Raw genomic sequence first — 11,760 nt, forward strand, 5'->3', positions numbered from 1 at the left:
CCCACGAACCCGCCCGCTCTCGCGTCAGCTGATGCTCAGTGCGCGGACCCGGGCGAGGCGGGCCAGCCAGGTGTCCCGGGTCGTGGCGTCGGCGGGGAAGTCGCCGGCGCGGTCCGGGGCCGGGGCGGTGCGCGGGACCGGGAGATAACCGTCCACAGGGGACAGTGACGCGGTGGCCACGTCGCCGGTCAGCAGCGACATCGTGCCGAGGCCGCAGGCGAAGCCGAGGTCCGGCAGCGCACCGGCCAGTGCCAGGCCCGCCGCCAGGCCGACGCTCGTCTCGACCGCCGAGGACACCACGCACGGCAGCCCGCACGCCTGCGCCACCTCCAGTGCCCGCCGCACCCCGCCCAGCGGTGCCACCTTGATCACCGCGACGTCGGCCGCCCCGGCGACCGCTACCTTCAGCGGGTCTTCCGCGCGCCGGATCGACTCGTCGGCCGCGATGCGTACCTCGACCTGCTTGCGCACCGCGGCCAGCTCCTCGATCGACGGGCACGGCTGCTCCACGTACTCCAGCCCGCCCGCGGCCCGGTCCAGCTCGCGGATCGCCTTCACCGCGGTGCCGACGTCCCACGCCATGTTCGCGTCGACCCGGATCGCGCCGTTCCCGCCCAGTGCGTCCCGCACCGCGGCCACCCGTTCGCAGTCGTCCACAATGGACGAGCGCGGGTCCGCAACCTTCACCTTCGCGGTCCGGCAGCCCGACTCGGCCACCATCTCGTGAGCCCGCTCCGGCGCGACGACCGGCACCGTCGTGTTGACCTCCACCCGCTCCCGCACCGGTTCGGGCCAGCCGATCTCGCTCGCCTCCACCGCCGAGGCGAGCCACGGCACGCTGGCGGAATCCGAGTAGTCGGCGAACGGGCAGAACTCGCCCCAGCCGGCTGGGCCCTGCAACAACACGCCCTCGCGGACGGTGATGCCACGGAACCGGTTGCGTAGCGGCACGGCATAGACGAAGGCCATGTGTCGATTGTCGCTCAGCCGCTCCGCAAAGCCTGCCTGGCCTCGCCGATGTTTCGACCCGGCGGGGTAAGGGGTATTGGCTGGTCAGACGTTCTCAGGGAGGAAGGAGCGATCGTGGCCAACGAACTCGCTGGTAAGCGCGTGGCATTTCTGGTGGCCCCGGAGGGCACGGAGCAGGTCGAGCTGACCGAACCGTGGAAGGCGGTCGAGAACGCGGGCGGGCAGCCGGAGCTGGTATCCACCCAGCCCGGCAGCGTGCAGGCGTTCAACCACCTCGACAAGGGCGACACGTTCACCGTCGACAAGGTGGTGACCGAGGTTTCGCCCGGCGACTACGACGCGCTCGTGCTGCCCGGCGGCGTGGCGAACCCGGACTTCCTGCGCACCGTGCCGAACGCGGTCCGGTTCGCGGGCGAGTTCTTCTCGCAGCAGAAGCCCGTCGCCGCGATCTGCCACGCACCGTGGACGCTCATCGAGGCGGACGTGGTGCGCGGCCGCCGCATGACCTCGTGGCCCAGCCTGCAGACCGACCTGCGCAACGCGGGCGCGGAGTGGGTCGACGAGGAAGTGGTGGTGGACACCGGTTTCGTCACCAGCCGCAAGCCCGACGACCTGCCCGCCTTCTGCGGCAAGCTGGTCGAGGAGATCGCCGAGGGCAAGCACCGCGCCCAGGCCAAGAGCGCCTGACCGGCAACGACCGGCCGGTTGAAGCCACCTGACCGCAAGGACGCGCCATCAGGGACGTCCGGCAAGGTGGCAGGGACGTCCGACCGGCAACGACCCGGCGGTCCGCGAAGTATCGCGTCGGGTGGACTCCATACGCGGTGAGCTCGGGGTTCGCGCTGTGAAGTCCACTCGTAGCGATGCTTCGCGGGCCGTCAACGCAGGCGGTCGGCCAGGGCGATCGCGTCCATCGGCGCCCTGACCTTCACGTCGTTGTCGAAGTACACGTACACGTCACGCGATCCGTCCCAGGCGCGGATCTTGGCCGCCCACGCGTCCAGCGCCTCGGCGCTGTACCCGCTCGTGTACAGCTCCTCGTCACCGTGCAGACGGATGTACACGAAGTCGGCGGTGTCCTCCTCCAACGTCGGCCAGGTGCCGGCCGAGTCCGAGATCACCGAGGCGATCCCGTTGTCCCGCAACAACTTCGCGTACTCCGGGCGGCGGAAGCTAGAGTGCCGGACCTCCAGCGCGTGCCGAAGCGGGCGCTGCGGGCCGGTCGGCAAACAGGCCTCTCCCTTCAGTTTGTCGTCGTGGTCTTTCGCGAGCGCGGTGGCGGCACGCGTGTCCCGTGGCAGCAGCTCGAAGAACCCGGCGAGCCGGTCGGCGTCGAAAGCCAGGTTCGGCGGCAGCTGCCACAGGAACGGGCCCAGCTTGTGGCCCAGCGCGAGCACTCCGGACGCGAAGAAGTTGGCCAACGGTGTGCGCACATCGGCCAGCCGCTTCATATGCGTGATGTAGCGGCCGCCCTTGACCGCGAACACGAACTGCTCCGGCGTCTGCTCGAACCACGCGCGGTACCGCTCGGGCCGCTGCAGCGAATAGAACGAGCCGTTGATCTCGGCGCTGTTCATCTGCCGCGACAGGTACTCCAGTTCGCGGCGTTGCGCGAGCCCTTGCGGGTAGAACACTCCCCGCCACGGCGGGTAGCGCCAGCCCGAGGTGCCGATCCACATCACATCGCATCAGTCCCACGAGAACCGCCAGTGGCGCCGGTGCAGCAGGCTCGAAGCGTACTCCCGCAGATTCCCCGGCTGCCCGGAGAAACTGCGCACCGAGAACGCCCGGTGCTCCGCCGCGACCACCAGCGCCCGGTTCTGCAACCGGGGCGGTGCGGCGACCGCCAGCTCCATTTCGTCGAAGCCCAGCACGATCAGCAGCGCGCCGAACCGGTCTTCCCAGCTGCGCAACACCGAAGACAGCGCGGCGACCTGATCGGTCGACTTGATCATGCCCGTCCAGCCGAGCACGGCGGGCACGTCCGCGGGCCGCTCGGTGGCGACCAGCCCGAGCCGGTAGGTGCCGCGGCGCGCCAGGATGGAACCGGTGTTGCCCGCCTCGGCCAGCGGGTCGACGCGCAGCTGTGATTTCTTTGCCAGGCCGGGGAAAGCCGAACCGAACGGGCGCAGGCAGCCCTGCCCGCCCGCGCAGCAGAACGGATCCCACCAGCGGGCCAGCGTCTCGGCCACGTCCACCGAATCGACCTTGTGCACGGCCGGGGCCAGGCGCCCCCGGTCGTCCACCCAGTCCTCCCCGTTGGCCGCGAACCGCTCGTCGCGCGGGACGAGCACGGGCCACAGCCCGGTCTGCTCGTACGCGGCGATGCAGTCGCGGTAGTGGCCGGGCTCGTCCAACGGCTCGTCGGACAGCCAGATCGGGCCGTGCCAGCGGCCCGCAGGCAGCTCAAGACCCGGCAGCGTCTCGAATGATGCGGCGGTGGTCATCGGTACCTCTCGCACTAGGTTTCGCCAACGGATCCGAACACTAGTTCGAGGGTACGACAATTTCGGTTCGCCGCCGACGGGCGTATCCGAGCAGGGCGAGCGAGAGCAGCCAGCCTCCGGCAGCCGCGACCGAGGCCGGCAGGAAGAGGAACAACCGGCGCCACAGCACGAGCGTCGCGACCACGACCAGCAGGCAGAAACCCGAGGTCAGCGGCACCGCGCGGGGGTGAAGACGAGTCATGGCCACGGGCAGCCCGGCCACCGCGACCGCGGCCAGGCCGTACAGCGCCTGCGGGTCCAGGTCCGACATCCACAGCGCGAACCAGGCCAGCCCGGGCAGCGCGACGACAACGAAGACCACCCATAAGAGGAATCGCGACATCCGCGCCACGCCCGCGCGGTCCTCGTGCCGCGCGATCAGGAACATGCCCACAGCCAGCACGACACACGCCACGCTCGCGCCGACGACGCGTGCCCCGTTGCCGGAACCGCCGAACAGGCCCGCGGCCGTACCGGCGATCGCGGCGACGAGCAGAACGCTGACGTAACGCACGCACCGAGGGTTTCACCGAGCGCGAAAACCATGCCCGTTTCCCGGGAATCTCCCCTTAAAGTGCGGACATGGCGACCATCCTCGTGCCCTACCATCAGGACGAACAGCTACCCGAGAGCAGCTTTCCCCTGCCGCACGACCGCAAGCTGACACCCGGGCTGGAGGGCGACGACCGGTTCGCGCGCCTGCGTTCGCTCTACCGCGCGGTGGCAGACGAGATCGCCGGGCAGGTGCGGGCGGGTGAGACGCCGACCATCGTTTCCGGGGACTGCCTGATCGCCTCGGGTGTCGTCGCCGGAGTGCAGCGCGCCGGAATCGATCCGGTGGTCATCTGGCTCGACGCGCACGGCGACGTGCACACACCCGAGACCTCGACGTCGGGTTACCTCGGCGGGATGGCGCTGCGCTTCCTGCTCGACGGCGAACTCGGCACGAACCCGATGCCGCAGCGCGACGCGACGCTCGTGGACGCCCGCGATCTGGACCCGGCGGAGGAGGATTTCCTCGCCACGGCGGAAATCCGCCGCGGTACGGTGACCGGCGTGCCGCTGCCCGAAGGCCCGGTCGTGCTGCACGTCGACGTCGATGTCATCGACCCGAGCGAGGTGCCGGGCCTGCTGTTCCCGGCGCCCGGCGGGCCGTCCACGAGCACCGTGGCCGACGCCGTGCGCCGGGTTCGCTCGACCGGCCATGTGGTCGCGCTGCACATCGCGTGCCCGTGGGAACCCGGTGTGGGCAACGAGATCCGGGCGCGGCTACTGGCCGAAATCGCCGGATAGGAACACATCCGCGTCCTGGATCGTGTACGCGTAGCCCTGTTCGGCGAGGAAACGCTGGCGGTGCGCGGCGTACTCGGCGTCGAGCGTGTCCCGCGAGACCACCGAGTAGAAATGGGCCTGGCGGCCGTCTCCCTTGGGGCGCAACAACCTGCCGAGGCGCTGCGCCTCCTCCTGTCGGGAACCGAACGTGCCGGACACCTGGATCGCGACCGAAGCCTCCGGCAGGTCGATCGAGAAGTTCGCGACCTTGGACACGACCAGCCGGTTGATCTCGCCCTTGCGGAACGCGTCGAAGAGCGCCTCGCGTTCCTTGTTCTTCGTCGAACCCTGGATCACCGGGGCGTCCAGTTCAGCGCCCAGTTCCTCCAGCTGATCGAGGTAGGCGCCGATCACCAGGGTCGGCTCACCCGCATGCTTGTCCACAATGGACTTGATGACGGCGATCTTGGTGTGCGCGGTGGACGCGACGCGGTACTTCTCCTCGGACTCGGCGGTCGCGTAGATCAGCCGCTCGTTGTCGGTCAGCGTCACGCGCACCTCGACGCAGTCCGCCGGCGCGATCCATCCCTGCGCCTCGATGTCACGCCACGGCACGTCGTAGCGCTTGGGGCCGATCAGCGAGAACACGTCGCCCTCACGGCCGTCCTCGCGCACCAGCGTCGCGGTGAGCCCGAGGCGGCGCCGGGACTGCAGATCCGCCGTCATCCGGAACACCGGTGCGGGCAGCAGGTGCACCTCGTCGTAGACCACCAGGCCCCAGTCGCGCGAGTCGAACAGTTCCAGGTGCTTGTACTCGCCCTTGGACTTGCGGGTGATCACCTGGTAGGTCGCGATGGTGACCGGGCGGATCTCCTTCTTCTCGCCGGAGTACTCGCCGATCTCGTCCTCGGTCAGCGACGTGCGTGCGACCAGTTCGCGCTTCCACTGGCGTCCGGCCACGGTGTTGGTGACAAGGATCAGTGTGGTCGCCTGTGCCTGCGCCATCGCGGCCGCGCCCACCAGGGTTTTGCCCGCGCCACAGGGAAGAACGACCACGCCCGAGCCGCCGGCCCAGAAGGTGTCCGCGGCCTGGCGCTGGTAGTCGCGCAGCGCCCAGCCGTGCTCCTCCAGCGCCATCGGGTGCGCCTCGCCGTCGACATATCCGGCGAGGTCCTCGGCGGGCCAGCCGACCTTGAGCAGCGCCTGCTTGAGCCGTCCGCGTTCGGAGGGATGCACGATCACGGTGTCGTCGTCGATGCGCGCGCCCAGCATCGGGCCGATCTTCTTGTTGCGCAGCACCTCCTCCAGCACCGCGCGGTCGGTCGTGGTCATCACGAGGCCGTGCACCGGGCTGTTGGTGATCTGCAGCCGCCCGAAGCGGCCCATCGTGTCCACGATGTCGATCAGCAGCGGCTGCGGCACCGGGAACCGGGAGTAGCTGGTGAGCGCGTGCACGACCTGTTCGGCGTCGTGCCCGGCCGAACGGGCGTTCCACAGCGCGAGCGGGGTGACCCGGTAGGTGTGCACGTGCTCGGGAGCGCGCTCCAGTTCGGCGAACGGCGCGATCGCGATCCGCGCGTCGTCCGCCTGCGCGTGATCGACCTCGAGCAGCACGGTCTTGTCGGACTGGACGATCAGCGGGCCATCGGTCACGTGTTCCTTTATACGGCGTCGCCGGTGCTAGGAGGTCTTCGGCAGCAAGGACGGCACGTCGAGCCGGTCGGTGAGCATGCCGGTGCTGTGCATCAGGTCCGCGACCCGCTGCAGCCGGACGCCGTTGAGCGAGGTCGGGTACTCGCCGAGCGTCACCAGCGCCGCGGTCGTCGCGTCGATTCCGGTGAACTTCGGCAGCGCCTGCCGCACCGCGGACTGGTCGGCCGCCGCACGCTGCTGTGCGTCGGCCAGGACCTTACGGAACGTGGCGAGCGTGCGCGGGTTGGCCCGCGCGAACATGCCGCTCGACGCGTAGGACGACACCGGGAAGTTGGTGGTGGCGCCCCGGCTGGAGTCGGCGAGGATTTCCGCGCCGAGGTTCTCCTGTGCCACGGTCAGATACGGCTCGACCAGCAACGCCGCGTCCGCGCTCCCGTCACGCAGCGCGTCCGCCATACGGTCGAACGACCGGGTGATGAACTTGATCTTGCCGGGGTCGGCGCCCGCGGTGGTGAACATCGAGTCGACGGCGAGCTTGCCGAGTCCGTTCCCGTCGTCGACCGCGATCCTGGGTGTCTTCTTCGCCGCCAGGTCGGTGTAGCCGGAGCCGGGGAGGGTGACGAGCGACATGGTGTAGGGCGCCGAGGTGTAAGCCTCACCTTGAAACTCGAGCGCCGTGCCGCCCGCCGCGGCGTTGAGGAAGGCGACGTCAGTGGCGAACGCCACATCGAGGTTTCCGCTGGACAGGCCGGCGAGCCCGTCCTGCACGGTGGGCTCCTCCACGAGCGTGACGTCCAGACCCGCACGGGTGAACGAGCCGTCAGCCACCGCGAGGCGTAACGGCGCTGTGTCCACGGGGTTCCCGACGCCCACGCGCAGCGTGCTCCGTTCGAGGCTGCCGTCGCCGGCCGATTGCCCGGAGTCACCAGCGCTGCTGCAGCCACCGATCACGGAGAGAGCCGCGACCAGCATGATCGCTACTCGCCGCATTCGGACCCCCTGCCGAACGAAAGAATTTCGGGACGTGGGTGGAGCTTAGGATGTCCGGCCAATACCATCGCCGACGGACGGCACCGAGAGTAGAGCGGCACCTGGCCGGTGCCACGAACATGGCTCGCTCTTGTAGGTTAGCTCCCTCGTGTTGGTGACGTTCCGTGTTCAACTCGCGTAGCAGGCAAAGGAAGTCGATGGCCGGTCGCAAGCGTCCCGACGCCGGTGACGCCGTGGAGCGACGGTCGGACCTTCCCGCCGGCGGGCGGTGGCGGCTGCGCAACTGGCGGCTGCGCACGAAACTGATCGCCGTACTGCTCATCCCGGCACTGAGCGTGCTCGCGCTCGCCGGCCTGCAGGTATGGCAGGACCTCGACCACGCTCAGGAGCTGGCCGAGCTGTCCGCGCACGGCCGGGTCGACGCGGCGGTGAACGAGGTCGTCCACCAGCTCCAGCGCGAACGCGACCTGAGCGTGCGGTTCGTCGCGGGCGGGCGCACCGGGGACGTGACCGAGTTGCGGGACCAGCGCACCAAGGTCGACGCAGCGGTCGGCGCCGCGAGCAAGGAGTACGACGTCGAACGGCCGAAGCTGTCCGCGAACGGCCAGACCGGGCTGGAGGCCACCCTCGCCAGGCTGGGGGTGCTGACCGGCATCCGCTACGCCACGGAGAACTCGAACCTGCCGGCGGGCGCCACACTGCGTTCCTACAGCGAGCTGATCTCCGGCATGCTCGACCTGTCCGACCAGACCGTCGCCGATGTGAGCGACCCCGCACTGGCACGCCAGCGGCTCGCCAGCAGCGCGCTCGCGCGCGTGAAGGACCAGATGTCGGTCAAGCGCGCGCTGCTGGCGGAGGCCCTGCAGGAAGGCAAGCTGTCCAGCGACGAGCTGCGCGCACTGCTGGGCTCCGACGCGGAGCTCAGTGCCGCGCGCAGCGACTTCCGCAAGTTCGCCACCCCGGCCGAACAGCGGATGTACGACGACACCGTGATCGGCCTGATCGTCGACACCGGCAACAACATGGTCGAATCGGCCATCACGCGTGCCGAGATGGGGCAGAACCTCGCCGGGCTCGATCCCGCGCAGTGGGAGACCTCGGCCACCTACACCGTCAACCTCGCCTACAAGGTGCAGCAGGCGCTGCAGTCCGAATCGCAAGGCTCGATCGACTCGCTGGCCTCCGGCGCGCGCCGCTCGGTGATCGTCAACGCCGGGATCGTGCTCGGCCTGCTGGCGCTGTGCGTGATCCTCGCGGTGATCATCGCGCGATCGCTGCTACGGCCGCTGCGGGCCCTGCGGCACACCGCGCTCGACGTGGCCGAGCACCGGCTGCCCGCCGCCGTCGCGGACATCCTCGCCGATCCGAAGCCGGAGAGCGCGGCCCGGCGACGGGGTGTGGAACCCGTGCCGGTGTTCAGCCGTGAGGAGCTGGGGCAGGTGGCGCGTGCCTTCGACGCGGTGCACGGGCAGGCGGTGCGGCTCGCCGGTGAGCAGGCGCTGCTGCGGGAGAACATCAACAACATGTTCGTCAACCTGTCCAAGCGCAGCCAGGATCTCGTCGAGCGGCAGCTGGCGGTGCTGGACCGGATGGAGGCCGACGAGCAGGATCCGGAGACGCTGGGCGGGCTGTTCGAACTCGACCACCTCGCCACCCGGATGCGCCGCAACAGCGAGAACCTGCTCGTCCTTTCCGGACACGATCTCGGCGACGAGCGTCCGGAACCCGTCGCGGCCGAAGAGATCATCGGGGCTGCACTGTCCGAAGTGGAGCATTACCAGCGCATCGAGCTGACCGCGACGCCCGATCTGTCGATCATCGGCGAGGCCTGCAGCGACCTGGTGCACGTGATCTCCGAGCTGCTGGAGAACGCGACCCTGTACTCGCCGGAGTCGACCACGGTCACGGTGGTCAGCTCGATCGCCGAGGACGGGGCGTGGCAGGTGCACATCACCGACCAGGGCGCCGGGATGCCGGAGCCGGAGATCCAGCGTGCCAACGCGCGGCTGGCCAACCCGCCCGAGGTCGACGTCGAGGTGTCACGGCGGATGGGCCTGTTCGTCGTGGCGACGCTGGCGAAGCGGCACGCCATCCGCGTGCGGTTACGCGCGGCCGACGGCGGCGGGCTCGTCGCGACGGTCGTGGTGCCTGCGCGGCTCGTGGTGGAGCCGGTCCGGCCGGAGCCGCTGCCCGCGCCGATGATGAGCGCGCCGGAGATCCTGCCGCAGCCCGAGGAGGCGGGTGAGGTGACGCTCGCGCTCCCGGCGATCCCGGACGCGACGCGGCGCGCGCCCGTCGAGGGCGAGCAGGCGCCGGACTGGCCGTCGGAGGACGACGACGACCGGCACTACCTCGATGACGACGAGCCGACCGAGCGGATGCCCGCTTACCAGGCGGTGCTGACGCAGTGGTTCCGGACCGGGGAACACCGGCCCGTGCGTGCGCCGGAGCCCGGCCGGCCCGGCCCGGGGGCGGGCGTGGATGAGCCGGTGTGGCCCGAGTCCGACGATCTCGAACTGGCCGCGCTGAACGGCCACGCGGCGCCGCCGGGGCAGACTCCGCACGGCGAAGAGTGGTCCGAGGCGGACCAGGGCGGCCCGGCCGCCGGCGAGTGGGGTGACGAGTGGCCCGTGGCGGGCGGGGCTGCCTGGGCCGCCGCGGAGTGGGCGGACGAGCAGGCCTGGCGGGACGAGCGTGGCCAGGTGGCGTCGAGGACGCCGGGCGATGAGCGGGCCCGGACAGGCGGCGCCGAACCCTGGGAGGCGTACGAGGCGGACGAGCCTCCCCGGGAGGCGCGCCAGCAGGACGAGCAGGCTCCGCAGCCGCAGCCCGCGGACGAGCGTCCCCAGCCGCCGCACCAGAGCGTCCCGGCGGCCGCGAACGGCCACACCGGCGAGCCCGCCGAGCAGGACCGTTCCGACATCGATGAGACCGAGGCAGCCCACGACCCGGCTCCGGCGCCGAGGGGACAGCTCGATCCGCCGACCCTGCGGCTCGATCCGGACGCGGTGCGCGGTCGTATGGCGCGTTTGCAGACCGGATTCGCGCGGGCCAGGCAAGCGCGTGTTTCTCATCGCGACAGCGACGAATAGTCCAGCTCGATTACTCCCTTTGGTCTGCCGCATTCCGCTGTGAATTAGATCGCAATTTCACCCATCTGGGTTAATCGAGTTTCCTTCCAATTCTTGGGTCCCTCAATGGTTCGCGCTTGCCATGATCGTCGGGGCACGAGAGACTTCCGCCGCCGCACAGGGTCGTGTCGCTGGAGGTGTCGTGTTCCGTTCGCTGCTGGTTCTCGCCGTGTTCGCGGGCTCGTTGTTGTTGCCCACCACGGCCGGTGCGGACGAGACACCGCCGCTGACGGTGCCCGCCTCCCGGCTCAGAGCGGCGGTGCACTGTTCCGCCGACGTGCGGGGCGCCGATCGGGACCCGGTCCTGCTGATCCCGGGCACCACGCTCACGCCGGAGGAGTTCCGCTGGAACTACGTGCGCGCGTTCCGGGCGAAGGGCTGGCCGTACTGCACGGTTGCCTTGCCGCACAACGGAATGGACGACATCCAGACCGCCGCCGAGTATGTGGTCTATGCCATTCGTCAGGTCTCCGGGGCTGCCGGGCGCAAGGTCGACGTGGTCGGGCACAGCCAGGGCGGGATGATCGGCCGCTGGGCGCTGAAGTACTGGCCGGACACCCGTGTAGACGTCGGTGACCTGGTCGGACTCGCCCCGTCGAACCACGGCACGCTGCTCGCGAACGCCGTCTGTGTGCCCGGCTGCGCGCCCGCGTTCTGGCAGCAGCGCGCGGGTTCGGCCTTCCTGACCGCCCTGAACAGCGGCCCGGAGACCTGGGCGGGGATCGACTACACCAACGTCTACACCGCGACGGACGAGGTCGTGACGCCGAACCTGGACCACAACGGCAGCTCGTCGCTGCACACCGGCGCGGGCCGGATCAGCAACGTCGGACTGCAGGAGGTCTGCCCGGCGCGGGTGGCCGACCACCTCAGCACCGGCACCACCGACGCCGTCGCCTACGCACTCGTCGTCGATGCGCTGACCCACGACGGACCTGCTGATCCAGCGCGAATTCCGTTGTCGGCGTGCGGCCAATTGCTGATGCCCTATGTCGATCCGGCGACCGTCGCGCAGGACGAGGCGAATTTGGCCACGACGGTGGCAACTCAGGTCGCACTTTATCCGCACGCGGCCGCGGAGCCGCCTTTACGGAGGTATACCGAATCATGATCAAGAGTGGGTGTTGCGCGAACCGGATGTTGCGATAGGTTGCGCCCGGGTTTGATCTCCGTGGGGTAATCGCCCATTCGTGTCTGGGATGGCCGCGCTCGATTACTCCGGGGTAATCAAACTACGCCCGCTGTCACTTTTTGTGCCC

The 11,760-nt window shown here is 69.8% G+C and carries 10 protein-coding genes; 4 read left to right on the top strand and 6 right to left on the bottom strand.

Annotated elements, in window-relative coordinates; translation table 11 throughout:
• Window positions 1-24: 24 nt before the first annotated feature.
• A complete protein-coding gene (locus tag HFP15_RS19885) occupies window positions 25-987 on the bottom strand; it encodes an o-succinylbenzoate synthase (RefSeq protein WP_281355607.1) in 963 nt (320 codons plus the stop codon).
• A gap of 96 nt (window positions 988-1,083) precedes the next feature.
• Here HFP15_RS19885 and HFP15_RS19890 point away from each other — a divergent pair, with 96 nt between their 5' ends.
• Window positions 1,084-1,656: a type 1 glutamine amidotransferase domain-containing protein gene (locus HFP15_RS19890; RefSeq protein ID WP_312871656.1), complete on the top strand. Its 573-nt coding sequence runs from the start codon at window positions 1,084-1,086 to the stop codon at window positions 1,654-1,656.
• Window positions 1,657-1,847: 191 nt separating this feature from the next.
• On the opposite strand, the gene HFP15_RS19895 is transcribed toward HFP15_RS19890, so the two are convergent.
• Genes HFP15_RS19895 through HFP15_RS19905 form a run of 3 tightly spaced genes read right to left on the bottom strand, consistent with a single transcriptional unit; the run spans window position 1,848 to window position 3,969 of the window.
• On the bottom strand, window positions 1,848-2,648 hold the full coding sequence (locus HFP15_RS19895; RefSeq protein WP_210717574.1) for a DUF72 domain-containing protein: 801 nt from the start codon (window positions 2,646-2,648) through the stop codon (window positions 1,848-1,850).
• A gap of 9 nt (window positions 2,649-2,657) precedes the next feature.
• Window positions 2,658-3,416 (bottom strand): DUF4253 domain-containing protein, encoded by a 759-nt coding sequence (locus HFP15_RS19900; RefSeq protein WP_168517803.1) that lies wholly within the window; start codon window positions 3,414-3,416, stop codon window positions 2,658-2,660.
• A 40-nt stretch (window positions 3,417-3,456) separates the two neighbouring features.
• The gene (locus HFP15_RS19905) at window positions 3,457-3,969 is read right to left on the bottom strand and encodes a hypothetical protein (RefSeq protein ID WP_168517805.1); all 513 of its coding nucleotides are present in this window, start codon (window positions 3,967-3,969) and stop codon (window positions 3,457-3,459) included.
• Window positions 3,970-4,037: 68 nt separating this feature from the next.
• Between HFP15_RS19905 and HFP15_RS19910 the strand changes: the two genes are divergently transcribed.
• Window positions 4,038-4,748: an arginase family protein gene (locus HFP15_RS19910; RefSeq protein ID WP_168517807.1), complete on the top strand. Its 711-nt coding sequence runs from the start codon at window positions 4,038-4,040 to the stop codon at window positions 4,746-4,748.
• On the opposite strand, the gene HFP15_RS19915 is transcribed toward HFP15_RS19910, so the two are convergent.
• A complete protein-coding gene (locus tag HFP15_RS19915) occupies window positions 4,725-6,380 on the bottom strand; it encodes a DNA repair helicase XPB (RefSeq protein ID WP_168517810.1) in 1,656 nt (551 codons plus the stop codon). The two genes, HFP15_RS19910 and HFP15_RS19915, sit on opposite strands and share 24 nt — an antisense overlap.
• 27 nt (window positions 6,381-6,407) lie before the next feature.
• Window positions 6,408-7,370, bottom strand: a complete 963-nt coding sequence (locus HFP15_RS19920) for an ABC transporter substrate-binding protein (protein ID WP_168517811.1) — start codon at window positions 7,368-7,370, stop codon at window positions 6,408-6,410.
• 197 nt (window positions 7,371-7,567) lie between these two features.
• Here HFP15_RS19920 and HFP15_RS19925 point away from each other — a divergent pair, with 197 nt between their 5' ends.
• Window positions 7,568-10,462 carry a sensor histidine kinase gene (locus HFP15_RS19925; protein ID WP_168517812.1) on the top strand — a complete coding sequence of 965 codons (2,895 nt, stop codon included), beginning with the start codon at window positions 7,568-7,570 and terminating at the stop codon, window positions 10,460-10,462.
• Between the two features lie 181 nt (window positions 10,463-10,643).
• Entirely contained in the window at window positions 10,644-11,612 is a 969-nt protein-coding gene (locus tag HFP15_RS19930; RefSeq protein ID WP_168517813.1) for an esterase/lipase family protein, read from the top strand.
• Window positions 11,613-11,760 lie beyond the last annotated feature (148 nt).

Origin of the sequence: Amycolatopsis acididurans, from assembly GCF_012328925.1 — a bacterium.
GTDB lineage: Bacteria > Actinomycetota > Actinomycetes > Mycobacteriales > Pseudonocardiaceae > Amycolatopsis_E > Amycolatopsis_E acididurans.